Here is a 22779-nt window from a genome sequence, read left to right on the forward strand (position 1 = left end):
ATCCACCGCTTTGGCGAGCAAGCCCGCTCCCACACAAGCCCGCTCCCACAGATGTTGAACTGTGTGCCTTCAGGAATAAGCCAGATAGGACATCGGGCCGGCGATCCGCTCACGAAACGCCAGGTAATGCTTGAGCACCTGCACCGGCGCCTCGATCTGCGGGTAGTGGCCGATATTGGCCAGCAGCACCGTATCGGCATGGGGTATCAACTGCTGATAACGCGCCACCATATGGGCACCGGAAATCGGATCAACCTCGCCGTCGATCACCCGCAGGGGCACCTCGTCACGCTGCATCGCTTCCAGCCATCGCTCGCGCAGGCGACGGCGCTGGGGCACGTAGGCGATCAGTTTATGCAGCACCCGCGTGCCATCGTTGCAGTTGATCAACCGCCAGAAATCATCCAGGGCACTTTCGCTGGGGCGCGTATGCGGACCGAAAATCTGGCCGAAGCTGTCGGACAACGCGCTGCGCCCAAACGCGCGACCGATCATCCAGCCCAGGGGGCTGAGCAGGAGTTTCTGCACCAGCGCCAGCCGGTGGGTTTCGGGGAACAAGCCGCCGTTGAGAAACACGCAACTGGCCATCTGGAAACGCGCTTCGTAATGCCGCGCGAGCAGTTCCTGGGCGACGCTGTCGCCGTAGTCATGGGCCAGCACGTGCACCGGCTGGTCCACACCCAAATGCTCCAGCAAGGCTTGCTGCAAATCCGCCTGCTCCAAGAGGCAGTACTCATGGTCGAGGGGTTTGTCCGATTCGCCAAAGCCGAGCATGTCGCAGGCGATCACCAGGTTGCGCTGGGCCAGGGGTTGCCACAGGTAGTGCCAGTCCCAGCTGGCGGTGGGGAAGCCGTGGATCAGCAGCAGCGGTTCGCCCTGCCCCGCCACCCAATAACGGATGGTATGGCCACGGAAGACGAAGCTCTGGCCGCGCTTGTGCCAGGCAGTGAGCGGGATCTCGGCGAGTGGCATCAGGTTTTATACCCAGGGTCGAGGCTGTCCAACTTACGCAGCAACGCCGGCCAGGCCAGCGCGCCCCCCATGCCTTGTGCACTCTTGGTCACGGCCGCCACCATCGCCTTGGCCCCGGCAAGAATCTGCGGGCCGATAGGGATCAACTCGGCCCCACCGTTCTGCGCCAGCACCTGGATGTCGCAGGCCCGCTGGAAGGTGAACATCATCAGGAAGGTGTCGGCAATGCTGGCGGCGCAGGTGAGCAGGCCGTGGTTGTGCAACATCAGGAAATTGTTATCACCGAGGTCGGCCTGCAGGCGGGCCTTCTCTTCATGGTTCAGCGCCACGCCTTCGTAGGCGTGGTAGGCCAGGCTCGACAGCACGAAGATCGATTGCTGGCTGATCGGCAGCACGCCCTGCTTCTGCGCCGCCACTGCGACACCGGACGCGGTGTGGGTGTGCAGCACGCAGGTGACGTCGTGGCGGACTTCGTGGATCGCGCTGTGGATGGTGTAGCCCGCCGGGTTGATCTCGTAGGGGCTGTCCATCAGCTTGTTGCCGGCCTGGTCGACCTTGACCAGGCTCGACGCGGTGATCTCGTGGAACATCAGCCCATACGGGTTGATCAGGAAGTCATCGGTGCCCGGCACCTTGGCCGAGATGTGGGTAAAGATCAGGTCATCCCAACCGTGCAACGCCACCAGGCGATAGCAGGCTGCCAGGTCGACACGGGTCTGCCATTCGGCAGCGCTGACCTGGCCTTGGACATTTTGCGGCGATAGAACCGGGGCTAAGCTCACGGTGATGACCTCCTTGGCGCACTTTCTTATTGTTTTTTTGAGTGATGGGCCAGTCTAGTCAGACGTCCCAGTCGTCGTAGTTGCCTTGGCAGCCAGCTTGATGACCGTACGAGTCAGCTTTGAGAATAGTTGAAACCTGCGCAAATGGCGTCAGAGAAGCGCCGCCAATAAAGGCGCGGCAAACAGGTTGAGCAGCCCGGTCAATACCATCACCAAACCGGCGACCGAGCCTTCTTCACCGCCCACTTCATGTGCCCGGCTGACCCCGGCGCCATGGGCCCCCACGCCAAACAATGCGCCACGCGCCAAGGGCGTGCGCAGCGGCAGCCACTTGAGCAACACGCCACCGAGCATCGCACCGAATACGCCGGTGAACATCACGAACACGGCGGTGAGTTCCGGCACGCCGCCCAAGTCGGACGACACCGGCATGGCAAACGGTGTGGTGATGGAGCGCGGCACCAGGGACATTGTCACCGCGCTGTCCAGCGCCAGCGCTTTGGCCAGGCCGAACGAAGTGCCGATGGAGGCCACGCTGCCGGCGACCATTCCCAGCAGCAACGCCGACCAGTGCCGCGCCAACAGGCGGCGCTGTTGCCAGATCGGCACGGCGAATGCCACGGTGACCGGCCCCAGCACCAGCATCAGCCAGTGGGTGTCGGCGGCGTATTCGGCGTAGGCGGTGTGCATCGGCACCGCCACCGCCAGCAAGAGCACCGGCACCAGAATCAGCGGCGACAACAGATAGCGCCCGGTGCGCCGGTAGATCCAGCGGCTGAAGATGTACGCGCCCAGGGTCAGGGCGAGCCAGAACACCGGCATCAGTTCAAGCTTCATGGCGCAGCCTCCAGCGGCAGACGATCTCAACGGTGAACGCCGTCACCAACATCACCGCCAAGGTGCTCACGCCGATCACCAGCAGGATGCGCCAGCCCTCGTTGCGCAGCAGGCCGCCGTAGTCCAGCAAACTCATCAAGGCCGGAATAAAGAACAGCAGCATCTCGGCCATCAACACGCCAGCGCCCAATTGCAGGGCGGCGGGCTTGACCAGGCCGCTGGCGAACGTGGCCAGGAGCAGGCCCAGGCCGACGACACCACCAGGGATAGGCCAGGCGAACCACACGGCCAGTTGGCAGCCGAGAAAGTAGATGGCCAACAGCACAACCAATTCAATAGACAAACGGGTGAAACGTTTCATGGGCTTTGGGTCCTCGCAAGCGCCCATTTTAAAGAGGCCAACCCCATACCCACAGCGAATTGTTAGACTGTCAACTATTCCAAACTGGAATTGAGAGCATGGAATTCAAACAGCTGCGCAGCTTTGTCGAAGTCATCCACCGGGGCGGTTTTACCCAAGCCGGTAAAACCTTGCACATCAGCCAATCCGCCGTGAGCAAACAGGTGGCGCAATTGGAGCACAGCCTTGGCACTCCGTTGCTTGAGCGCACCGGCTCGCACGTGCGCCTGACCGCCACCGGCGCGGTGGTATTGCAGCGCGCCGAGGCGATGCTGCGCCTGCACAGCGAGTTGCTCAGTGAGCTGGACGACATGCAGCAACTGGCCCGCGGCGAGCTGCGCCTGGGCTTGCCGCTGCTGGCGGGGGATACGTTGTTCGCCGGGCTGTTTGCCGAGTATCGCAAGCGTTACCCCAACGTCACTATCCAGTTGCTGGAGGGCGGCAGCCGCACTATCGAACAGGCGATCCTCAACGGTGAGCTGGATGTCGGTGGCAGCCTGATGCCCAACGACCCGGCCTTCGCCTGGCAAGCCTTTTGCGACGAGCCTTTGGACGCCCTGCTGCCGATGGATCACCCGCTGGCGGAAAACGCCCAGGTGCGCCTGGAGGAATTGGCGGACACGCCATTCCTGATGTACCAGCGCAGTTTTGTGCTGAACGACCGGCTGATGCAGGCGTGCAAGCAAGTGGGTTTTACCCCGAAGGAAATCGGCCGCAGTGGCCAGGCGGATTTTCTCGTGGCCTTGGTCGCGGCCGGTCAAGGCGTGGTGCTGCTGCCCAGCGTGGTCGCCCGTGGGCTGGTGCGACCGGGCGTGGTGCGCCTGACGCTCAAGGCGCCGGACTTCCTGCGCTGGGACATTGCATTCATCTGGCGTGAGGGCGCCTATCTGTCGAGAGCCGCCCAGGCCTGGCTGGCGTTGTTGCGCGAGTATCCGGTCAGCCGCGCAGTGCAGTGACCAGCTCGGCCAACCAGGGCTCGGCGTCGGCCTCGGGGGTGACGCTTTCGCTGGCGTCCAGGCGCAACATCGGCAGCACTTCGCGCACGCCCAGTTCGCCGAACAGTTCACGCATTTGCTCGCCGCCGCCGCAGAAGGTGTCGCCGTAGCTGGCGTCGCCCAGGCCGATCACCGCACCGGGCAGACCGCGCAAGGTGGCGGGCAGTTGGTCACGCAGGGCCGAATACAGGGGTTGCAGGTTGTCGGGCAGCTCACCCATGCCGGTGGTGGACGTCACCGCCAGAAACGCTTCGGGCGCGAAAGCCTGTACGTCCGCCAGGGTGGCGCGCGGGTTGTACCAGGCTTCAAAACCGGCTGCGCTGAGGATACCGGCGGCGTGGCGGGCGACTTCTTCAGCCGTGCCGTAGACCGAGCCGGAAAGGATGGCGACTTTCATCAATCTGATCCTGTAGTTGAGTGAAAGGCTGGGATATTAGCAGTTGTCACAAATATTTCAGCGGGCCCGGTGAAACATTCAACCGTTGCCATAAACTCAAAGCTCCCAAAACAAGCCATGGACCGCTCAATGATCAACGCCAAGCTGATGCAAATGGTTGTCAACGCTTCCAACGACGGGATTGTCGTCGCCGAGCGCGAAGGCAAGGACAAGCCGATAATTTACGTCAACCCGGCATTCGAGAAGCTGACCGGCTACCACCTGGATGACATCCTGTACCAGGATTGTCGCTTCCTGCAGTCAGGTGACCGCGACCAGCCGGCGCTGATGGCGATTCGCGAGGCGTTGGACTGTGGCGGTTCGTGCCGGGAAATCCTGCGCAACTATCGTCAGGACGGCAGTCACTTCTGGAACGAATTGTCGTTGTCGACGGTGTACAACGAGGCCGACAAGCAGACTTATTTTGTCGGTGTGCAAAAAGATGTGACCTTGCAGGTCAAGGCCCAGCAGCGCGTCGCCCAGTTGGAAGCCGAACTGGCCCAGGTCAAGGCCGAGCTGGCCGCGCTAAAGATGACGAGCGGATCTAACAAAATTTAGATAATGCGGTCTGTAGAGCGGATAATGGCATTTTAGTACCCCCTCATTGAGCAATGATCGATGCGACGCGACGCACTTCTGACCCAGGATGAACTGGATTTCATTCAGAACATGCAGCACACCCCCCAGCTAAACCTGCGGGATGCTTCATCGAGCCTGACCGTCAACGGCGGCGCGCAGATCCGCGATTTGCTCACACGCCTGGCCGCTCACGATCACGTCACCATCCAGGCACAGTTCGACAACCAGCAACTCACCTTCCCCCTGCATCTGGTGGAGGATGAGTTTCATGCGGTGCATCTGCGTCTGGGGGTGCCGAGCATTTTCGAAGACGGGCCGATGATCCGTCCGTGGCGCCTGGCCCTCGAGGCACCGGTGGCACTGGAGAACATCAAAGGCACGCCGGGCGCGCTGTGGGTGCACGAAGTGTCATTCAAGGGGGTGCTGGTCGAGATCCGCGGCCGGGTCAAGGCGCCCAAGACCTTTGCGCTGTGGTTCAGCCCTTCCGGTTACGAACGCATTGCGCTACGCGGCACTTTGGAACGGGTAACCGCACGCGGTTTGTTCGCCTACCGCCTGAGCCAGAGCGATGCGGATGAGATCGAGCGCCTGCGCCAATTCATCCTGCATCAACACCGCCTGGTCCACCCGCACGTACACGCCTGATCTCAGGTATCCAGCTGCCCACTGAGAAACTGCTGCAAGCGACGCTGCATCAGGCGTCCTTCATTGCCCAGGCAGCCGATGGAAGAACCGGCCAGGTCCTTCTCGGCCAGGTCCGACGCGACCCCCGCCAGGAACAACGGGCAATCCAGGGTCAGCGCCAGGCGGTTCAGGCGCCCCGGCAGGTCATAACCGTGGGAACGGTTGGAATAGACGATCAGGGCCTGGGGACGGGTCTTTTCACAGACCAGTGTCAGCTCATCAAATGGCTGGCCCATGCCCAGCACCTTCACCGCCAGGTCGTCGCGCGTCATCAACAGCCCGGCCACCAGCAATTCCAACTTGCGGCATTCGCCGGGCATGGCCGCCAACAGCACCCGGGGGGCCGACGAGGCGCACGCCACATGCAGACGCGCCAACGCCTGTACCCGCAGGAACGCGTCGAAGAACAGCCACTCACTGGCCTGGCCGAATCGGCCTTGATGGCGCAGCAGCTCGTTCCACAGGGGCATCAGGATGTCCTGGAACACGATGCTCTGGGGGTAGGTCGCAAAAATCTGGCCGTACACATGCTCCAACTGGCGATCATCGAAAGCACTCACGGCCAGCCTCAACCGCGCCTGCCATTGAGCCCACTCGGCGCCCTCAGGCGTGTCGTGCTCGGCACGCACGGCTTGCGCCTGCTGGTCGTCGCGCGCCAGGATCTTGCCGACCTTGCTTACGGCCACGCCGCGCTCGATCCAATCAAGAATACGATTGACCGTCTCAATATCGGCCTTGGAGTAGAGCCGGTGCCCGCTTTCGGTGCGCGTCGGCTGTATAAGGCCATAACGCCGCTCCCATGCACGCAGCGTCACTGGATTGATGCCTGTCAATCTCGACACTTCACGAATCGGAAAAAACGCCTCGGAATCGGTCGAATCCAGATGTGAAATGCTATCAAGAGGAGCAGTAATTTCGGGCATTTTAGGCCAAAAAACCAACGGTAATTGGGGCAGCCATTTAACGCCTTTAGAGCTGTCTTTTTCAAGGTCCACCCTCTTTAGACCAATGTCACTGGCGTATTTCTGTAAAACAGGAATAATCCTTGCCTGTTTTTACATAGCGGCACTACCCCGCCGCTATGTTCGTGCGCCACCTACCCGGTCCAGCGCACCCGTTTATTTGGAGATACATAATGTCTACCTCCCCAGTCACCCTGATGGTTGCGCGTCGCGTGGCCAAAGGTCGCTACGAAGAACTGATGGCCTGGCTGCGCGAAGGCGAGCAATTGGCCACCGACTTCCCCGGTTACCTGGGTTCAGGCGTGCTCGCACCGCCGCCCAATGACGACGAATTCCAGATCATCTTCCGCTTCGCCGATGAAAAGACCCTGCATGCCTGGGAGTTTTCCGCGTCCCGCAGTGCCTGGCTGGGCCGTGGCAGCGAGCTGTTTGCCGACCCGTCCGAGCATCGCGTGAGCGGCATCGACGGTTGGTTTGGTGCCGTGGGTGCACGGCCGCCGCGCTGGAAGCAGGCCGTGGCGATCTGGCTGGCGTTTTTCCCGGTGTCACTGATCTTCAACTTTGTACTGGGCCCGCTGCTCAATGAGCTGGAGTTGGTGCCGCGCGTGCTGGTCAGCACCCTGGCACTCACGCCGCTGATGGTTTATCTGTTCATTCCGCTGTCGACCCACCTGCTGGCCAACTGGCTGCACCCTGCGCCCACACCACGCAAGGCCACCGAAGCCGCCGCGTGAGTACAGGGGGGGCCGCTCGCTGGTATGATTTGAACCTGCCAGCGAAGCGAGCCCTCCATGACTGCAACACACGCCCCGATCCTGATCACCGGCGCCGGCCAGCGTGTCGGCCTGCATTGCGCCCAGCGCCTGCTGGACGACGGCCATCCGGTGATTTTCAGCTACCGCAGCGAACGTCCCGGCGTGCAGGCCCTGCGCGAACGCGGTGCGATCGGTGTGTTTGCCGACTTCTCCAGCGAAGCCGGCATCCTGGCGTTTATCGCCGAGCTGAACACCCACACCCAAAGCCTGCGTGCGATCATCCACAACGCCTCGGCCTGGATCGCAGAGAGTCCCGACGACGAAAGCCGTGCCTTTACCGACATGTTCAGCGTGCACATGCTTGCGCCTTACCTGATCAACCTGCATTGTTCAGCTTTGCTACAACGCTCGACACCCGCCGACATCGTGCACATCAGCGATGACGTGGTGCGCAAGGGCAGCCGCCAGCACATCGCCTATTGCGCCACCAAGGCCGGGCTCGACAGCCTCACGCTGTCGTTTGCCGCGCAGTTCGCGCCGCTGATCAAGGTCAACGGCATCGCGCCCGCCATGGTGATGTTCAACGAAGGCGACGACGCCGCTTATCGCACCCAGGTGCTGGCCAAGTCCGCACTGGGCATCGAACCCGGGCCCGAGGTGATCTACCAGAGCGTGCGTTACCTGCTGGACAACCCCTATGTCACTGGTACCACCCTGACCGTCAACGGCGGGCGGCATATCAAGTAAGCCGTTTGTGAGGATGTTGTATGACCTTATCCCTGCCCCAACACTACCGCGAGATCCTCAAAGGCCTGGGCGAAGACCCGGAGCGTGAAGGTTTGCTCGACACCCCCAAGCGCGCGGCCAAGGCAATGCAGTACCTGTGCCACGGCTACGAGCAGAACCTGGACGACATCGTCAACGGCGCGCTGTTTACTTCCGACAATGACGAGATGGTGATCCTCAAGGACATCGAGCTGTACTCGCTATGCGAGCACCACCTGCTGCCCTTCATCGGCAAGGCCCACGTGGCCTATATTCCAACCGGCAAGGTCCTCGGCCTGTCGAAGCTGGCGCGCATTGTCGACATGTACGCACGGCGCCTGCAGATCCAGGAAAACCTCACGCGGCAAATCGCTGATGCGATCCAGGAAGTGACCCAGGCCGCCGGCGTGGCAGTGGTGATCGAGGCCAAGCACATGTGCATGATGATGCGCGGTGTGGAGAAACAGAATTCAACCATGAACACCTCGGTGATGCTCGGCGCGTTCCGCGAGTCGAACACCACGCGCATGGAGTTCCTGCAACTGATCGGACGGAGCAAGTAGCAATGCCACAACTTCAACCAGGCATGGCGCGCATCCGGGTCAAGGACCTGTGCCTGCGCACCTACATCGGCATCAACGAGGACGAAATCCTCAACAAGCAGGATGTGCTGATCAACCTGACCATCCTGTATGCCGCCCAGGAAGCCGTGCGCGACAATGACATCGACCATGCGCTGAACTATCGCACCATCACCAAGGCGATCATTGCCCATGTGGAAGGCAACCGTTTTGCCCTGCTGGAGCGCCTGACCCAGGAACTGCTGGATCTGGTGATGAGCAATGAAACAGTGCTGTACGCCGAAGTCGAAGTGGACAAGCCCCATGCGCTGCGCTTTGCCGAATCGGTGTCGATAACGTTAGCTGCAAGCCGTTAGCTGCAAGCTGCAAGCTAAAGCCAACCCATTCCAACTTGCAGCTTGAAGCTTGCCCGCTTGAAGCTGTCTCGAAGAGACCACTATGACCGACCAACAACGCCTCGAACTCGAAGCAGCCGCCTTCCGCCGGCTGGTGGCACACCTGGACAGCCGCAAGGATGTGCAGAACATCGACCTGATGAACCTCGCAGGCTTCTGCCGCAACTGCTTGTCCAAGTGGTACAAGGCCGAGGCCGATGAGCGCCACATCGAGCTGAGCCTCGATGATGCCCGAGAAGTGGTGTACGGCATGCCGTACGCCGAGTGGAAAGCCCAATACCAGAAAGAAGCCAGCGCCGATCAACAGGCGGCGTTCGCCAAAGGAAAAACCCATGACTGATTTGAACACCCTGCGCGCCAGCCTCAACAGCGGCGAACATGCGTTTGCCGACACCTTGGCGTTTATTGCCGCAGGTTATGACTACCAGCCGCAAGCCTTTACCAATGGTGATGTGGAAAACGCTGCCGGCCAGAACGAAGGCTCCTGCAAGACCCTGGGCCTGGCTGTGCTGGAAGGCTTGAGCGATCAGCAAGCGCTGCTGGCGTTTGGCGAGCACTACCGTTCGGTGGTGGCGACGCCTGAGGGCAGTGACCATGGCAACATCCGTGCACTTATCGCACACGGCTTGGCGGGTGTGACGTTCACGGCGCAGCCCCTGACCCGCAGATCCTGAGCCGGACAACCATCAAACTGTGGGAGCGGGCTTGCCCGCGAAAGCGGTGGGCCAGTCGTCTAATTCAGTGACTGACACTCAGCATTCGCGGGCAAGCCCGCTCCCACATTTGTGCTTTGGTGTCCGGCTTGGCGGGTGTGACGTTCACGGCGCAGCCCCTGACCCGCAGATCCTGAGTCGGACAACCATCAAACTGTGGGAGCGGGCTTGCCCGCGAAAGCGGTGGGTCAGTCGCCTAATTCAGTGACTGATACTCAGCATTCGCGGGCAAGCCCGCTCCCACATTTGTGCTTTGGTGTCAGTTAAATCGTGGGTGTAAAAAAACCGGCCTCTCAGCCGGTTTTTTATTGCCACGGTTTAGAGCGAAGCGTTGCCCAAACCATCCAGGTAACGCTCGGCATCCAGTGCCGCCATGCAACCAGCGCCGGCCGAGGTGATGGCCTGGCGATACACATGGTCGGCTACGTCGCCAGCAGCGAAGATGCCTTCAAGGTTGGTCGCAGTCGCATTGCCTTCACGGCCGCCCTGTACGACCAGATAGCCGTCTTTGGCTTCCAGCACGCCTTCGAACAACGATGTGTTCGGCGTGTGGCCGATGGCGATGAATACGCCGTCGACTTTCAGCTCGTCGAAGCTGCCGTCGTTGTTTTTCAGGCGGGCGCCGGTCACGCCCATGTTGTCGCCCAGGACTTCGTCCAGGGTGGCATTGAGCTTGAGGATGATCTTGCCTTCAGCCACACGGGCGTGCAGCTTGTCGATCAGGATCTTCTCGGCGCGGAACGTCTCGCGGCGGTGAACCAGAGTCACGGTGCTGGCGATGTTGGCCAGGTACAGCGCTTCTTCCACGGCAGTGTTGCCGCCACCGACCACAGCGACCGGCTTGTTGCGGTAGAAGAAACCGTCGCAGGTCGCGCAGGCGGAAACGCCCTTGCCCATGAACGCTTCTTCCGATGGCAGGCCCAGGTAACGGGCGCTGGCGCCGGTCGCGATGATCAGTGCGTCACAGGTGTAGACGCCGCTGTCGCCGGTCAGGCTGTAAGGCTTCTTGGAGAAGTCGACCTGGTTGATATGGTCAAACACGATCTCGGTTTCGAAGCGCTCGGCGTGTTCTTTCATGCGTTCCATCAGCGCCGGGCCGGTCAGGCCGTGGACGTCGCCCGGCCAGTTGTCGACTTCAGTGGTGGTGGTCAATTGACCGCCCGCCTGCATGCCGGTGATCAGCAGCGGCTTGAGGTTGGCCCGGGCAGCGTAGACCGCAGCGCTGTAACCGGCAGGGCCGGAACCGAGAATAATCACTCGCGAATGACGGGTATCAGACATGACTCACTCCTGTCGACCGCCCGGACCACAAGGCGGCTGGAATAAAAAAGGGACCACGAAGCACTTGGGGAAGGCTTTAACTCGCAGGCCCTGAAAATAATGGGTGCAGCGTATAGAGGGGGGCAAGATTAAGGAAATACGCATTAACAATCCAGCTCATAGACGGTCCCTATGCAGTCGACCCGGCTGATCGACGTGTTTGTTACGGCTGATGTCGCCGCTTTCGCCCGTGATACAAAGCCGGTAAGGTCGGCGCGTTCGCCCCTTTGCTCGGAGTTATCCATGCCCGCCCCTGCCCTTTCCGGCCCGCAATACCTGCGTGAAGGCCTCAAACTGGTCTTGAGCCCTGGCCTGCGCCTGTTTGTGCTGCTGCCACTGGCGATCAACCTGGTGTTGTTCGTCGGCTTGATCTATTTCGCCGGCCATCAGTTCAGCCTGTGGGTCGACCACCTGATGCCGACGCTGCCGAACTGGCTGAGCTTTCTCAACTACTTGCTATGGCCGCTGTTTGTGGTGCTGGTGGTGCTGATGGTGTTTTTCACCTTCACCATGCTGGCCAATATCATCGCCGCGCCGTTCAACGGTTTTCTTTCGGAGAAAGTCGAAGTGGTGGTGCGTGGCACCGATGATTTACCGGCGTTCAGTTGGGGTGAGTTGATCGCCATGGTGCCGCGCACACTGGCCCGGGAAATGCGCAAGCTGGGGTACTTCCTGCCACGGGCCATCGGCTTGTTTATCCTGTCGTTCATTCCGGTGGTCAACCTGATCGCCGCGCCGTTGTGGCTACTGTTCGGGGTGTGGATGATGGCGATCCAGTACATCGACTACCCGGCCGACAACCACAAGCTGGGCTGGAACGAGATGCTCGCCTGGCTGCGCCAGAAACGCTGGCAGAGCATGAGCTTCGGCGGCATCGTTTACCTGGTGTTGCTGGTGCCGGTGGTCAACCTGTTGATGATGCCGGCGGCAGTGGCCGGGGCGACCTTGTTCTGGGTGCGTGAGCAAGGTGCCGAGGCAATGGCGCGGCAGAACGTGACCACGTCATAAATCCATCATCCCAATGACACAATGACGACATGGCCCACAGTGACACTGTGGGCCATGACGACAGCCTCGCTTCACATCACTCTGATCACCGAAACCTTCCCGCCCGAAATCAACGGGGTGGCCAATACCCTTGGCCGCCTGTGCGAAGGTCTGCGCGCGCGCGGCCATCAGGTCGAACTGGTGCGTCCACGCCAGAACGCTGACCAGAGCCGTCCCAGCGACGACGAATTGCTGCTGTGCCGTGGCTGGCCGCTGCCGGGCTACCCGGGCCTGCAATGGGGCCAGTCGTCGATGCACAAATTGCTGCGCCGCTGGACCCGCCAGCGTCCGGATGTACTGTACATCGCCACCGAGGGCCCGCTGGGCTTATCCGCGCTGCGGGCTGCCCGGCGCCTGGGGATCAGCGTGGTCAGCGGCTTTCACACCAACTTCCAGCAGTACTCGAACCAATATGGGTTAAGCATGCTGAGCCGGGTAGTCACCCATTATCTGCGCTGGTTCCATAACCGCTCGACCTTGACCCTGGTGCCCAGTGCCAGCCAGCGCCTGGAGTTGGAACGCCGCCACTTCGAGCGGCTGGGCATGTTGTCGCGGGGCGTCGACAGCCAATTGTTCCATCCGGCCAAGCGCGACAACGTACTGCGTGAGAGCTGGGGCCTGGGCAATGACGACATTGCAGTTTTGCACGTAGGACGTTTGGCCCAGGAGAAAAACCTGGGTGTACTCAAGCGCTGTTTCGAGGCGCTGCGCAGCACATATCCACAGCGCAGGCTGAAATTGATCATCGTCGGCGACGGGCCGCAACGCTCACTGCTGGAACATGACCTGCCCGACGCCGTGTTCTGCGGCACGCAACGCGGCGAAGAACTGGCGCGGCATTACGCGTCGGGCGATCTGTTCCTGTTTCCCAGCCTCACCGAAACCTTCGGCAACGTGGTGCTGGAAGCCATGGCTTCCGGGTTGGGCGTGGTGGCGTATGACCAGGCGGCTGCGACCCAGCATATCCGCCATGGCTATAACGGCGTACTGGCGATGCCGGGGGATGAAGAGGCGTTTTGCGATGCGGCCTGCTGGCTGCTCGAAGAGCGCGAGAGTTTGCGCAGGGCGCGCCTGAATGCACGCCAACATGCCAGCCGCCAGGGTTGGCCGGCGATCATCGAGCAGTTCGAGCACCAGTTACGGGGTGTGTGCAAGGGAGAGTTTGTTGCTCCGCCGTTACCCTCCACCCGCTGATCCGGCGACAGTTTCAGTCATCCACTTCACCACCCGGCGCCCACAGCCGACGGTTTATGGGGCCGCGATTCGGAATAGGCAATAGGCATTGTCTGAATCCCCGCCACCAAACAGGATATTTCGGGAACGTCACTCCGATTATGGCCACCCATGACGCACCTGCCTGGTGAAGGTGGGCACCCCATAATCTGAAAGAGTTTTTTATGTCGACACACATCAACGGAGCAGCGGCTCACGGTAATTGGCACTTCAGCGCTCCGGCGGCTACGGGCAATCCCTCGCAAAGGCCCGAGACCCACCTTCAGCAACCGTGGTATCGCCCGCGCCCACCCCGGCCGGATAACCAACACACCCAGCCGGGCTGGAACCCACCACACCGGCCACAGCCGGATCAGCCATACACCCGGCCAGGCTGGAACCCTCCGTACCAGCCACAGCCCGACCACCAGTACACCCGGCCAGGCTGGAACCCTCCGCACCAGCCACAGCCCGACTACCAGTACACCCGGCCAGGCTGGAACCCTCCGTACCAGCCACAGCCCGACCACCAGTACACCCGGCCAGGCTGGAACCCTCCGCCCCCGCCACAGCCCGACTATCAGTACACCCGACCAGGCTGGAACCCACCGTACCGGCCACAGCCGGATCGCGACTACTCACAACCCGACTGGGACTACCGGCAAACCTCGTCAAGGCCTACACCGAGGCAGCCCGACCACGATGACGGTTACCGGACGCCCTATGCAGGGCGACGGCCGGTACAACCACACCATCGCTTGAGCAACCGCTGAAATAAAAGGGCCGGGTATCGACATACCCGGCCCCTCTCCAACGCCGAATGGCTTGATCAGACCAACGTGGTCAACGCCTCGCGACTGAACGGCAGAATGTCGCCCTCGCGACCTTCGCGCACCTTCACCGCCCAATCCGGGTCCACCAGCAACGCACGGCCCACGGCAACCAGGTCGAATTCCTCATTGTTGAGGCGCTCCAGCAGCTTCTCCAGGCTGGCCGGCTGCGCGACCTTGTCGGTGTTGACCATGAATTGCAGGAACTCGCCGTCCAGGCCAACGCTGCCTACGGTGATGGTCGGCTTGCCGGTGAGCTGGCGCGTCCAACCGGCCAGGTTGAGGTCGGAACCTTCGAATTCCGGCTCCCAGAAGCGGCGAGTGGAACAGTGGAAAATGTCCACACCAGCGTCAGCCAACGGCTGCAGGAACTCACCCAGCGCCTCGGGGGTTTGCACCAGTCGGGCGGTGTAGTCCTGCTGTTTCCACTGAGAGAAACGGAAGATGATCGGAAAGTCCGCGCCAACCGCGGCGCGGGTGGCCCGGATCAACTCGATGGCAAAACGCGAACGGTTGGCCAGGCTGCCACCATATTCGTCGGTGCGCTGGTTGCTGCCTTCCCAGAAGAACTGGTCGACCAAGTAACCGTGGGCGCCGTGGATCTCCACGCCGTCCATGCCGATGCGTTGGGCATCCTTGGCGGCTTGGGCAAAGGCATTGATCACGTCTTGGATGTCTTGCCGGGTCATGCCATGGACAACGACATTGCCGTCCTTGAGTTTTTCCATTGGGCCGTAGGCCGGCACGCTGGCATCCGGCTCGGTGCCGATGCGCCGCACACTGCCCACATGCCACAGCTGCGGGACGATCTTGCCGCCCTCGGCATGCACGGCGTCGACCACTTTTTTCCAGCCAGCCAGAGCGGCCTCACCGTAAAAATGCGGGACGTTGGGATAGCCGTTGGATGCTGGGTGGCCGACCACCGTGCCTTCGGTGATGATCAGGCCCACACCGGCAGCGGCGCGGCGGCGGTAGTACTCGATGACTTGGGCGTTGGGTACGCCGCCCGGCGAGAACGAACGGGTCATCGGCGCCATGACTACACGGGTCGACAGTTGCAGAGCACCGAGCTGGAAGGGTTTGAACAAGGCTTGGACAGGCATGGGGATGCTCCACGTAAGGCGGGTTTATGACGTGGATAATATTGGCCCCACAGAGGCCTGAACAGCACTATTGATCTGAGTGATTAAAGGATAAAAGCGAACGGCGACTGACCTGTGGCGAGAGAGCTGGCTCCCCCTCCACAGGCCGGGCCGAGTTAATTCAAGGCTTTTTCGATGGCTTGGACGATGGTGGGATCATCCGGTGCGGTACGCGGAGAGAAGCGTGCAAGCACCCGCCCATCCTTGCCCAGCAGGAATTTCTCGAAGTTCCAGGTTATATCCCCGGGAAACTCCGCACCCTCGCCCGCCAGCAAGCGGTAGAGCTGGTGACGGTCCGGGCCGTTGACGTCAAGCTTGCCGCCCAGCGGGAAGGTCACGCCATAGTTCAGGCTGCAGAACTCGCGGATTTCCTCTTCGCTGCCCGGCTCCTGGCCTGCAAACTGATTGCAGGGCAAGCCCAACACGACAAACCCCTGGCCCTTGTATTGCTGGTAGAGGTTTTCCAGAGCCGCATATTGCGGGGTCAAGCCACACTTGGAGGCCACATTGACCACCAGCACCACTTGCCCCTTGAAGGGTGCCAGTGGCAGCTCTTGTCCGTCCAAAGCTTTGAGTTTCAGATCGTGGAAAGCACTCATGACGAACTCCAGATATCCCATGTTCTTAGCAAAGCGGCTCGTCGAGATTACAACCCGCAAGCCTGCAATCATAGACGCCGATGACAAAACCCGCCTGCGGATTACTGAGCGGTAGGCCACGGCAGGATCGGAATCGCCGTCACGGCGTTCTGCGGGCTGCCTTCGATCAGGCGGTCGCTGTACACCAGGTAAACCAGGGTGTTGCGCTTCTTGTCGAGGAAGCGCACCACCTGCATGGTCTTGAACACCAGCGACGTACGCTCCTTGAATACTTCGTCGCCATCCTTGAGCTCGCCCTTGAAGCGGATCGGCCCCACCTGACGGCAGGCGATCGAGGCTTCGGCACGGTCTTCGGCCAGGCCCAGGCCGCCTTTGACGCCGCCGGTCTTGGCGCGCGACAGGTAGCACGTCACACCGTCGACCTTGGGGTCATCGAAGGCTTCGACGACGATCCGGTCGTTGGGGCCGACAAACTTGAATACCGTCGACACCTGGCCAACTTCTTCGGCAGACGCCAACAGTGGCATGGCCAATAGCAGGCCGAGCAATCCCTTCATTACGCGCATCGAATACTCCCTTTGTTTAAACCAGGATCAGGTTGTCGCGGTGCACCAGTTCCGGCTCCGCCATATAACCCAACAGGCCCACAATCGCGTCAGACGACTGCCCAATGATTTTCTGCGCTTCCAGGGCGCTGTAGTTGGCCAGGCCGCGGGCGATTTCACGACCGTCCGGGGCCACACACACCACCATCTCGCCACGGCGGAAGCTGCCCTGCACCAGCTTGACGCCGACCGGCAGCAAGCTTTTGTTGCCTTGGGACAGCGCAGATACAGCGCCATCGTCCAGCACCAGGGTGCCACGGGTTTGCAGATGACCGGCCAACCATTGTTTGCGCGCCGCGAGCATACCCCGCTCAGGCGACAGCAGCGTGCCGATCCGCTCGCCAGCCTTGAGGCGGTCGAGCACACGCTCGATGCGCCCGCCGACGATGATGGTGTGGGCACCGGAACGCGCAGCCAGGCGTGCAGCGCGCAGCTTGGTCTGCATGCCGCCACGGCCCAAGGCACCGCCGACGCTGCCGGCCACGGCGTCCAGCGCAGGGTCATCGGCGCGGGCTTCGTAGATCAGTTGCGCATCCGGGTTGTTGCGCGGGTCGGCGTCAAACATGCCGTCGCGGTCGGTGAGGATCACCAGCAGGTCGGCTTCCACCAGGTTGGCTACCAGGGCGGCCAGGGTGTCGTTGTCGCCGAAACGGATTTCGTCGGTGACCACGGTGTCGTTTTCGTTGATCACCGGGATGACTTTCAGCTCAACCAGCGCACGCAGGGTACTGCGGGCGTTGAGGTAGCGCTTGCGGTCGGACAGGTCGTCGTGGGTCAGCAGGATCTGCGCCGTGTGGCGGCCGTGCTCGGCGAAGCTGGATTCCCAGGCTTGTACCAGGCCCATCTGGCCGATGGCGGCGGCGGCTTGCAGTTCGTGCATCGCGCTGGGTCGCGCGGTCCAGCCGAGGCGGCTCATCCCGGCGGCAACCGCCCCGGACGACACCAGCACCAACTCAACGCCAGCCTCATGCAAGGCCACCATTTGCTCGACCCAGACGCTCATGGCTGCACGATCGAGCCCCTTGCCATCCGCCGTCAGCAGCGCACTTCCGATCTTTACGACCCAGCGCTGCGCACCTGTCACTTTGCTCCGCATCATCTTCAACCTTAGATAGAGGGCTGCGCGACCCAGCGCAACCCATAACGTTATTCGTGACTACGTATACCCAGATACCAAAACGCCGCTCAATTGAGCGGCGCTTAAGTTTACTGCAACGAATCAGTCGCGCACGTAAATGATTTCAGGACCGTCTTCATCATCCACGTCTTCTTCGTCCCAATCGTCGTCACCGATGTCATGGACCGACTTCACGCCGCTGCGGCGCAGGGCACGCTGGTCGTCCAGCGCCTGCAACTGGGCACGGGCTTCGTCTTCGATCTGCTGGTCGAGTTCAGCCAGTTCGGCCTTGAACACCGGGTCGGCCGCCAGGCGGTCGGCGCGGTCTTCGAGGTAGCGCATGATGTCGCGGGTCAGGCGCTCGGTGCCTTCTTTGGCGATGGCCGAGATCACGTAGACCGGGCCTTCCCACTCCAGGCGGTCGACGATTTCCTTGACGCGCTCTTCGTGCTCTTCTTCGAGGATCTGGTCGCACTTGTTCAGGACCAACCAGCGATCACGCTCGGCCAGGGCCGGGCTGAACTTGGTCAGTTCGCTGACGATCACTTCAGCGGCGTCCGCTGCGCTGGTTTCATCCAACGGCGCCATGTCCACGAGGTGCAGCAGCAAACGGGTGCGGGACAAGTGCTTGAGGAAGCGAATGCCCAGGCCGGCGCCGTCGGAAGCGCCTTCGATCAGGCCGGGAATGTCGGCGATCACGAAGCTTTTCCAGCGGTCGACGCTGACCACGCCCAGGTTTGGCACCAGGGTGGTGAACGGGTAGTCGGCGACTTTCGGCTTGGCGGCCGAGACCGAGCGGATGAAGGTACTTTTACCCGCGTTCGGCAGGCCCAACAGGCCTACGTCGGCCAGTACTTTCATTTCCAGCTTGAGGTCACGCTGCTCGCCCGGCTTGCCTGGCGTGGTCTGGCGTGGCGCACGGTTGGTACTGGACTTGAATCGGGTGTTACCCAGACCGTGCCAGCCGCCCTGCACAACCATCAGCTTCTGGCCGGCCTTGGTCAGGTCGCCGATCACTTCCTGGGTAGCGGAGTCGATAATCGTGGTGCCGACGGGTACGCGCAGCACCAGGTCTTCGCCTTTTTTACCGGTGCAGTCGGTGCTGCCGCCGTTGGAGCCACGCTCGGCATCGAAGTGCCGGGTGTAACGGTAGTCGACCAGGGTGTTGAGGTTTTCGTCGGCCATCATGTAGATGGAACCGCCGTCACCGCCGTCACCGCCGTTTGGGCCACCGTTTTCGATGAATTTTTCGCGACGGAAACTCATGCAACCGTTACCGCCGTCGCCTGCTTTTACTCGGATGGAAACTTCATCAACGAACTTCATAACAAAACGCCTCTCGCCGCATGGACGAGCTTAAGAAACCAAGACATAAGACTCTTGCAAAAATGAGCGCAGCGACCTCAAGCAACGACCGCATATCCTGCTGCTATCGCCCATTACAAACAGCTTTGCAAGAGACTCACTCCACAAACGAAAAAGCCCCGTCGCAAGACAGGGCTTTTCCAGCGATCTCGCAATTAAGCTGCGACAACGCTCACGTAACGGCGGTTGAACGCGCCTTTTACTTCAAACTTGATCACGCCTTCGATTTTCGCGAAGAGGGTGTGATCTTTACCCATGCCTACACCGTAACCGGCGTGGAATTGGGTGCCGCGCTGACGCACGATGATGTTGCCCGGAATGATTTTCTGGCCGCCATACATCTTCACGCCAAGGCGTTTGGCTTCTGAGTCGCGACCGTTACGGGTACTACCACCAGCTTTTTTGTGTGCCATGAGTCAATTCTCCTAGTGAGGAATTAGGCTGAAATTAAGCCTGAATACCGGTGATTTTGATCTCGGTGTACCACTGGCGGTGGCCCATACGCTTCATGTGGTGCTTACGACGACGGAACTTGATGATGCGGACTTTATCGTGACGACCTTGGGAGATCACTTCAGCCACAACGGTAGCGCCAGCAACAACTGGAGCGCCGATGTTCACGTCATCGCCATTGGCGACCAACAGAACGCGATCAAAGGTAACGGATTCGCCGGTAGCGACTTCCAGTTTTTCGATCTTCAGGTATTCACCTGGGGCGACTTTGTATTGCTTGCCACCAGTAACAATTACTGCGTACGACATGGTATTTCTCCGATAATCCTGCTCACCCAGCTCTTTATAAGAAGAGGTATTGGCTGGCATGGCTGCATGGGATGGACGTCCCGAATGCAATTGCGTAAGGCAGGTGCTGCCCAGGAAGTTCAGGGTGCGCGATTGTACGCAAGCTATAGAAGCCTTGCAAGGGGCCGTCTATCGCGCCTTGACACTGCGGGGTCAGGGTCCTAGCATGCCGCGCAACCCTTCTGGAGCGACTGTAGCTGATGCAACCCCAAGCTTTCTACCGCGCGGTCGCGGACGATTTTAGCGCCGTCGACGGCATCATCAAGAAACAGCTCACGTCCAAAGTGCCGCTGGTCTCCAAAATTGGCGACTATATTACGTCGGCGGGCGGCAAACGCCTGCGTCCTTTATTAGTGTTGCTGTGTGGCAAGGCCCTGGGTCGCGAAGGCGACGACTTGCGTTTGCTGGCGGCGACTATCGAATTCCTGCACACCGCGACCCTGCTGCATGACGACGTGGTCGACATGTCGGGCATGCGCCGTGGCCGCGAGACCGCCAATGCCATGTGGGGCAACGCCCCCAGCGTGCTGGTCGGCGATTTCCTGTACTCGCGCTCGTTCGAAATGATGGTCGAACTGGGCTCGATGCCGGTGATGAAGATTCTGTCCCAGGCCACCCGCATCATCGCTGAAGGCGAAGTGTTGCAGCTGTCCAAGGTGCGCGACGCCAGCACCACCGAAGAAACCTATATGGAAGTGATTCGCGGCAAAACCGCGATGCTCTTCGAAGCCTCCACCCATAGCGCCGCCGCGCTGTGTGGCGCGACCGCCGAACAGGCCGAAGCCCTGCGCACCTTTGGCGACCACCTGGGCGTGGCCTTCCAACTGGTAGACGACCTGCTCGATTACCGCGGCGACGCCGAGACCCTGGGCAAGAACGTCGGTGACGACCTGGCCGAGGGCAAGCCGACCTTGCCGCTGATCTACACCATGCGCGAAGGCACGCCGGAACAGGCGGCCCTGGTGCGCAAGGCGATCCAGAAAGGCGGGATCGAAGACCTCGAAAGCATCCGCGAAGCCGTGGAAGCCTCGGGTTCGCTGGACTACACCGCGCAATTGGCGCGTGACTACGTGGCCCGTGCCATCCAATGCCTGGAAGCCCTGCCGGCCAGCGAATACCGGGATGCACTGGTTGAGCTGAGTGAGTTTGCGGTCGCCCGTACGCACTGATTGCACACCGTTTAATGTGGGAGCTGGCTTGCCTGCGATAGCTTTAGTGAATTCACTACCGATATCGCAGGCAAGCCAGCTCCCACATTAGACCGAGCCAAGCCGCCCCTCCCACCGTTAAAACCCTATATAATGTGCGACTTTTAGCCATCCCTGACTCTACAAGGAGCTTTAGTGAGCACGTTGCCACCCTGCCCGAAATGCAATTCCGAATACACCTACGAAGACGGCGCCCAGCTGATCTGCCCGGAATGCGCCCACGAGTGGTCCGCCAATGGCGAGGCCGAAGCGGCTAGCGATGAAACCGCGAAGAAAGACTCTGTGGGCAACGTCCTGCAGGACGGCGACACCATCACCGTGATCAAGGACCTCAAGGTCAAGGGCACCTCCCTGGTGGTCAAGGTCGGCACCAAGGTCAAGAACATCCGCCTGTGCGATGGCGACCACGACATCGATTGCAAGATCGACGGTATCGGCCCGATGAAACTCAAGTCCGAGTTCGTCCGCAAGGTCTGAACCTGCAACTTCCATCCCGCGCCCGCCGCGGGATGGCGTTTCGCCCTCCCGGTTGACCCCGCGCAATAACCACACAGAAAAAACCACAAACCGCCAATAGGCACTTGCTATTCTACGAATAAGAATTATTCTCATTGAAACCCATCAAGGAGAACGACCATGACTTATTTGATAGACGCCTGGCTGGACCGCCCACACCCTTACCTGCGCATCCTGCATCGGGAAACCGGCGAAGTCTGTGCGGTATTGGAAGAAGAGGCGCTGAGCGAGCTGCAGGACCAGGGCGACCTGGACGTGAATGGCTTGAGCTCAAGTGAGCCCGGGGTACTGAAGGAAGTGGTGCGCAATCTGTTTCTGTTCTGCTATGCCCGAGCGTTGCGCCCGGCCACTGAATTGAATGGCAAATTCCATCCATGAGCCCATCCTGTGGAAGCGAGCTTCATGTGGGAGCGGGCTTGCTCGCGAAAGCGGTGGGTCAGTCAATAAATGTGCGACTGACACGCCGTCTTCGCGAGCAAGCCCGCTCCCACACAAGCCATTTCCCGCAGTAATCAGCAGGTCTTACAGAACGTCGAGCAGCTCGACGTCGAACACCAGAACGCTGTGCGGCGGGATGCTGCCAACGCCTTGAGCGCCGTAAGCCAGTTCGCTCGGCACGTACAGGCGCCATTTGCTGCCGGCATTCATCAGTTGCAGGGCTTCGGTCCAGCCGGCGATCACGCCGCCAACCGGGAATTCTGCAGGCTGGCCGCGCTCGTAGGAGCTGTCGAACACAGTGCCGTCGATCAGGGTGCCGTGGTAGTGGGTACGTACCTGGTCTTCACGGGTCGGCTTGGCGCCTTCACCGGCAGTCAGCACTTCAAATTGCAGGCCGGAAGCCAGGGTGGTGATGCCATCACGCTTGGCGTTCTCAGCCAGGAAAGCCAGGCCTTCGCCAGCAGCCGCTTCGGCCTTGGCAGCCGCTTCGGCTTGCATGATTTCGCGGATAACCTTGAAGCTGGCAGCCATTTGCTCTTGATCAACACGGCTTGGCTTGCCGGCGAAAGCGTCGGTCAGGCCAGCCAGGATGGCGTCCAGGCTCACACCCGGTGGCGGGTTGTCACGCAGTTGGTCGCCCAGTTGACGGCCAATACCGTAGCTGACGCGGGTTTCGTCGGTGGACAGATTAACTTCGGACATGAAGGTGCTCCGCTGTAGGAC

Annotated in this window: 29 protein-coding genes; 14 read left to right on the forward strand and 15 right to left on the reverse strand. The window is 60.9% G+C overall.

All coding sequences use genetic code 11. The annotated features are described in order from the left end of the window. Positions 1-69 precede the first annotated feature (69 nt). From AC3ISR_RS23580 to AC3ISR_RS23595, 4 genes are all read right to left on the reverse strand, one after another. Complete coding sequence (locus AC3ISR_RS23580; RefSeq protein WP_463984443.1) at positions 70-972, reverse strand: alpha/beta fold hydrolase; 903 nt, start codon at positions 970-972, stop codon at positions 70-72. Beyond that, positions 972-1754, reverse strand: a complete 783-nt coding sequence (locus tag AC3ISR_RS23585) for a class II aldolase/adducin family protein (RefSeq protein WP_192300592.1) — start codon at positions 1752-1754, stop codon at positions 972-974. The genes AC3ISR_RS23580 and AC3ISR_RS23585 overlap by 1 nt, the downstream gene beginning before the upstream one ends. A 150-nt stretch (positions 1755-1904) precedes the next feature. Further along, positions 1905-2591: an LrgB family protein gene (locus AC3ISR_RS23590; protein ID WP_305391509.1), complete on the reverse strand. Its 687-nt coding sequence runs from the start codon at positions 2589-2591 to the stop codon at positions 1905-1907. Further along, positions 2581-2952 carry a CidA/LrgA family protein gene (locus tag AC3ISR_RS23595; RefSeq protein WP_192300594.1) on the reverse strand — a complete coding sequence of 124 codons (372 nt, stop codon included), beginning with the start codon at positions 2950-2952 and terminating at the stop codon, positions 2581-2583. The genes AC3ISR_RS23590 and AC3ISR_RS23595 overlap by 11 nt, the downstream gene beginning before the upstream one ends. Before the next feature lie 98 nt (positions 2953-3050). On the opposite strand from AC3ISR_RS23595, the gene AC3ISR_RS23600 reads away from it, so the two are divergent. Further along, positions 3051-3947, forward strand: a complete 897-nt coding sequence (locus tag AC3ISR_RS23600; RefSeq protein WP_463984444.1) for a LysR family transcriptional regulator — start codon at positions 3051-3053, stop codon at positions 3945-3947. On the opposite strand, the gene AC3ISR_RS23605 is transcribed toward AC3ISR_RS23600, so the two are convergent. Continuing rightward, the gene (locus AC3ISR_RS23605) at positions 3928-4383 is read right to left on the reverse strand and encodes a flavodoxin (RefSeq protein ID WP_192300596.1); all 456 of its coding nucleotides are present in this window, start codon (positions 4381-4383) and stop codon (positions 3928-3930) included. The two genes, AC3ISR_RS23600 and AC3ISR_RS23605, sit on opposite strands and share 20 nt — an antisense overlap. 129 nt (positions 4384-4512) lie before the next feature. Here AC3ISR_RS23605 and AC3ISR_RS23610 point away from each other — a divergent pair, with 129 nt between their 5' ends. Beyond that, complete coding sequence (locus AC3ISR_RS23610; protein ID WP_192300597.1) at positions 4513-4980, forward strand: PAS domain-containing protein; 468 nt, start codon at positions 4513-4515, stop codon at positions 4978-4980. A gap of 60 nt (positions 4981-5040) precedes the next feature. Continuing rightward, positions 5041-5646 carry a hypothetical protein gene (locus AC3ISR_RS23615; RefSeq protein WP_192300598.1) on the forward strand — a complete coding sequence of 202 codons (606 nt, stop codon included), beginning with the start codon at positions 5041-5043 and terminating at the stop codon, positions 5644-5646. A 2-nt stretch (positions 5647-5648) separates the two neighbouring features. Here AC3ISR_RS23615 and AC3ISR_RS23620 read toward each other — a convergent pair whose 3' ends face one another. Further along, entirely contained in the window at positions 5649-6608 is a 960-nt protein-coding gene (locus AC3ISR_RS23620) for a MerR family transcriptional regulator (protein ID WP_192300599.1), read from the reverse strand. A gap of 212 nt (positions 6609-6820) precedes the next feature. On the opposite strand from AC3ISR_RS23620, the gene AC3ISR_RS23625 reads away from it, so the two are divergent. From AC3ISR_RS23625 to AC3ISR_RS23650, 6 genes are all read left to right on the forward strand, one after another. After that, the gene (locus AC3ISR_RS23625) at positions 6821-7381 is read left to right on the forward strand and encodes an antibiotic biosynthesis monooxygenase (protein ID WP_192300600.1); all 561 of its coding nucleotides are present in this window, start codon (positions 6821-6823) and stop codon (positions 7379-7381) included. A 57-nt stretch (positions 7382-7438) separates the two neighbouring features. Beyond that, positions 7439-8149: a dihydromonapterin reductase gene (folM, locus tag AC3ISR_RS23630; RefSeq protein ID WP_192300601.1), complete on the forward strand. Its 711-nt coding sequence runs from the start codon at positions 7439-7441 to the stop codon at positions 8147-8149. 20 nt (positions 8150-8169) lie between these two features. Further along, positions 8170-8730 (forward strand): GTP cyclohydrolase I FolE, encoded by a 561-nt coding sequence (gene folE / locus AC3ISR_RS23635; protein ID WP_192300602.1) that lies wholly within the window; start codon positions 8170-8172, stop codon positions 8728-8730. 2 nt (positions 8731-8732) lie between these two features. After that, the gene (folX, locus tag AC3ISR_RS23640) at positions 8733-9104 is read left to right on the forward strand and encodes a dihydroneopterin triphosphate 2'-epimerase (RefSeq protein ID WP_192300603.1); all 372 of its coding nucleotides are present in this window, start codon (positions 8733-8735) and stop codon (positions 9102-9104) included. A gap of 82 nt (positions 9105-9186) precedes the next feature. Further along, positions 9187-9483, forward strand: a complete 297-nt coding sequence (locus AC3ISR_RS23645) for a DUF1244 domain-containing protein (RefSeq protein WP_192300604.1) — start codon at positions 9187-9189, stop codon at positions 9481-9483. Next, on the forward strand, positions 9476-9817 hold the full coding sequence (locus AC3ISR_RS23650; protein WP_192300605.1) for a HopJ type III effector protein: 342 nt from the start codon (positions 9476-9478) through the stop codon (positions 9815-9817). The genes AC3ISR_RS23645 and AC3ISR_RS23650 overlap by 8 nt, the downstream gene beginning before the upstream one ends. A 357-nt stretch (positions 9818-10174) precedes the next feature. On the opposite strand, the gene trxB is transcribed toward AC3ISR_RS23650, so the two are convergent. Next, the gene (gene trxB, locus AC3ISR_RS23655) at positions 10175-11137 is read right to left on the reverse strand and encodes a thioredoxin-disulfide reductase (RefSeq protein ID WP_192300606.1); all 963 of its coding nucleotides are present in this window, start codon (positions 11135-11137) and stop codon (positions 10175-10177) included. A gap of 282 nt (positions 11138-11419) precedes the next feature. On the opposite strand from trxB, the gene cysZ reads away from it, so the two are divergent. After that, on the forward strand, positions 11420-12184 hold the full coding sequence (gene cysZ, locus AC3ISR_RS23660) for a sulfate transporter CysZ (RefSeq protein WP_463984445.1): 765 nt from the start codon (positions 11420-11422) through the stop codon (positions 12182-12184). 54 nt (positions 12185-12238) lie between these two features. Next, complete coding sequence (locus AC3ISR_RS23665) at positions 12239-13417, forward strand: glycosyltransferase family 4 protein (protein ID WP_463984446.1); 1179 nt, start codon at positions 12239-12241, stop codon at positions 13415-13417. 847 nt (positions 13418-14264) lie between these two features. Here AC3ISR_RS23665 and AC3ISR_RS23670 read toward each other — a convergent pair. The 7 genes from AC3ISR_RS23670 to rplU form a co-directional block, all read right to left on the reverse strand. Next, complete coding sequence (locus AC3ISR_RS23670; protein WP_192300636.1) at positions 14265-15374, reverse strand: NADH:flavin oxidoreductase; 1110 nt, start codon at positions 15372-15374, stop codon at positions 14265-14267. A gap of 149 nt (positions 15375-15523) precedes the next feature. Further along, a complete protein-coding gene (locus AC3ISR_RS23675) occupies positions 15524-16006 on the reverse strand; it encodes a glutathione peroxidase (protein ID WP_192300609.1) in 483 nt (160 codons plus the stop codon). 101 nt (positions 16007-16107) lie between these two features. Further along, the gene (locus tag AC3ISR_RS23680) at positions 16108-16572 is read right to left on the reverse strand and encodes a CreA family protein (protein ID WP_034100556.1); all 465 of its coding nucleotides are present in this window, start codon (positions 16570-16572) and stop codon (positions 16108-16110) included. 16 nt (positions 16573-16588) lie between these two features. Next, positions 16589-17707, reverse strand: a complete 1119-nt coding sequence (proB, locus tag AC3ISR_RS23685) for a glutamate 5-kinase (RefSeq protein WP_003176047.1) — start codon at positions 17705-17707, stop codon at positions 16589-16591. 123 nt (positions 17708-17830) lie between these two features. Further along, on the reverse strand, positions 17831-19054 hold the full coding sequence (gene cgtA / locus AC3ISR_RS23690; RefSeq protein WP_003230855.1) for an Obg family GTPase CgtA: 1224 nt from the start codon (positions 19052-19054) through the stop codon (positions 17831-17833). Positions 19055-19248: 194 nt separating this feature from the next. After that, a complete protein-coding gene (rpmA, locus tag AC3ISR_RS23695) occupies positions 19249-19506 on the reverse strand; it encodes a 50S ribosomal protein L27 (protein WP_003176049.1) in 258 nt (85 codons plus the stop codon). A 34-nt stretch (positions 19507-19540) separates the two neighbouring features. Next, a complete protein-coding gene (rplU, locus tag AC3ISR_RS23700) occupies positions 19541-19855 on the reverse strand; it encodes a 50S ribosomal protein L21 (protein ID WP_007950961.1) in 315 nt (104 codons plus the stop codon). 239 nt (positions 19856-20094) lie between these two features. On the opposite strand from rplU, the gene AC3ISR_RS23705 reads away from it, so the two are divergent. From AC3ISR_RS23705 to AC3ISR_RS23715, 3 genes are all read left to right on the forward strand, one after another. Then, positions 20095-21063, forward strand: coding sequence for a polyprenyl synthetase family protein (locus AC3ISR_RS23705; protein WP_192300610.1), 969 nt, complete (start codon positions 20095-20097; stop codon positions 21061-21063). A gap of 174 nt (positions 21064-21237) precedes the next feature. Next, on the forward strand, positions 21238-21579 hold the full coding sequence (locus AC3ISR_RS23710; RefSeq protein ID WP_489324493.1) for a zinc ribbon domain-containing protein YjdM: 342 nt from the start codon (positions 21238-21240) through the stop codon (positions 21577-21579). A 159-nt stretch (positions 21580-21738) separates the two neighbouring features. Continuing rightward, the gene (locus AC3ISR_RS23715) at positions 21739-21996 is read left to right on the forward strand and encodes a PA4570 family protein (RefSeq protein ID WP_056858344.1); all 258 of its coding nucleotides are present in this window, start codon (positions 21739-21741) and stop codon (positions 21994-21996) included. 144 nt (positions 21997-22140) lie between these two features. Here the strand turns inward: AC3ISR_RS23715 and bamJ are convergent, their stop codons facing one another. After that, a complete protein-coding gene (gene bamJ / locus AC3ISR_RS23720; protein WP_192300611.1) occupies positions 22141-22758 on the reverse strand; it encodes a BamJ family beta-barrel-assembly machinery protein in 618 nt (205 codons plus the stop codon). Between the last annotated feature and the right edge of the window lie 21 nt (positions 22759-22779).

The sequence above is a fragment of the Pseudomonas sp. GL_117 genome, assembly GCF_057835125.1.

Coding starts and splice junctions, on each gene's coding strand:
- AC3ISR_RS23650 (WP_192300605.1), top strand. CDS start 9,476: ATGACTGATTTGAACACCCTGCGCGCCAGCCTCAACAGCGGCGAACAT.
- AC3ISR_RS23675 (WP_192300609.1), bottom strand. CDS start 16,006: ATGAGTGCTTTCCACGATCTGAAACTCAAAGCTTTGGACGGACAAGAG.
- cgtA (WP_003230855.1), bottom strand. CDS start 19,054: ATGAAGTTCGTTGATGAAGTTTCCATCCGAGTAAAAGCAGGCGACGGC.
- AC3ISR_RS23625 (WP_192300600.1), top strand. CDS start 6,821: ATGTCTACCTCCCCAGTCACCCTGATGGTTGCGCGTCGCGTGGCCAAA.
- folE (WP_192300602.1), top strand. CDS start 8,170: ATGACCTTATCCCTGCCCCAACACTACCGCGAGATCCTCAAAGGCCTG.
- AC3ISR_RS23715 (WP_056858344.1), top strand. CDS start 21,739: ATGACTTATTTGATAGACGCCTGGCTGGACCGCCCACACCCTTACCTG.
- AC3ISR_RS23665 (WP_463984446.1), top strand. CDS start 12,239: ATGACGACAGCCTCGCTTCACATCACTCTGATCACCGAAACCTTCCCG.
- proB (WP_003176047.1), bottom strand. CDS start 17,707: ATGCGGAGCAAAGTGACAGGTGCGCAGCGCTGGGTCGTAAAGATCGGA.
- AC3ISR_RS23620 (WP_192300599.1), bottom strand. CDS start 6,608: ATGCCCGAAATTACTGCTCCTCTTGATAGCATTTCACATCTGGATTCG.
- cysZ (WP_463984445.1), top strand. CDS start 11,420: ATGCCCGCCCCTGCCCTTTCCGGCCCGCAATACCTGCGTGAAGGCCTC.
- AC3ISR_RS23645 (WP_192300604.1), top strand. CDS start 9,187: ATGACCGACCAACAACGCCTCGAACTCGAAGCAGCCGCCTTCCGCCGG.
- folX (WP_192300603.1), top strand. CDS start 8,733: ATGCCACAACTTCAACCAGGCATGGCGCGCATCCGGGTCAAGGACCTG.
- trxB (WP_192300606.1), bottom strand. CDS start 11,137: ATGTCTGATACCCGTCATTCGCGAGTGATTATTCTCGGTTCCGGCCCT.
- rplU (WP_007950961.1), bottom strand. CDS start 19,855: ATGTCGTACGCAGTAATTGTTACTGGTGGCAAGCAATACAAAGTCGCC.
- AC3ISR_RS23705 (WP_192300610.1), top strand. CDS start 20,095: ATGCAACCCCAAGCTTTCTACCGCGCGGTCGCGGACGATTTTAGCGCC.
- folM (WP_192300601.1), top strand. CDS start 7,439: ATGACTGCAACACACGCCCCGATCCTGATCACCGGCGCCGGCCAGCGT.
- bamJ (WP_192300611.1), bottom strand. CDS start 22,758: ATGTCCGAAGTTAATCTGTCCACCGACGAAACCCGCGTCAGCTACGGT.
- AC3ISR_RS23600 (WP_463984444.1), top strand. CDS start 3,051: ATGGAATTCAAACAGCTGCGCAGCTTTGTCGAAGTCATCCACCGGGGC.
- AC3ISR_RS23580 (WP_463984443.1), bottom strand. CDS start 972: ATGCCACTCGCCGAGATCCCGCTCACTGCCTGGCACAAGCGCGGCCAG.
- AC3ISR_RS23680 (WP_034100556.1), bottom strand. CDS start 16,572: ATGCGCGTAATGAAGGGATTGCTCGGCCTGCTATTGGCCATGCCACTG.
- AC3ISR_RS23610 (WP_192300597.1), top strand. CDS start 4,513: ATGATCAACGCCAAGCTGATGCAAATGGTTGTCAACGCTTCCAACGAC.
- AC3ISR_RS23605 (WP_192300596.1), bottom strand. CDS start 4,383: ATGAAAGTCGCCATCCTTTCCGGCTCGGTCTACGGCACGGCTGAAGAA.
- AC3ISR_RS23590 (WP_305391509.1), bottom strand. CDS start 2,591: ATGAAGCTTGAACTGATGCCGGTGTTCTGGCTCGCCCTGACCCTGGGC.
- rpmA (WP_003176049.1), bottom strand. CDS start 19,506: ATGGCACACAAAAAAGCTGGTGGTAGTACCCGTAACGGTCGCGACTCA.
- AC3ISR_RS23595 (WP_192300594.1), bottom strand. CDS start 2,952: ATGAAACGTTTCACCCGTTTGTCTATTGAATTGGTTGTGCTGTTGGCC.
- AC3ISR_RS23615 (WP_192300598.1), top strand. CDS start 5,041: ATGCGACGCGACGCACTTCTGACCCAGGATGAACTGGATTTCATTCAG.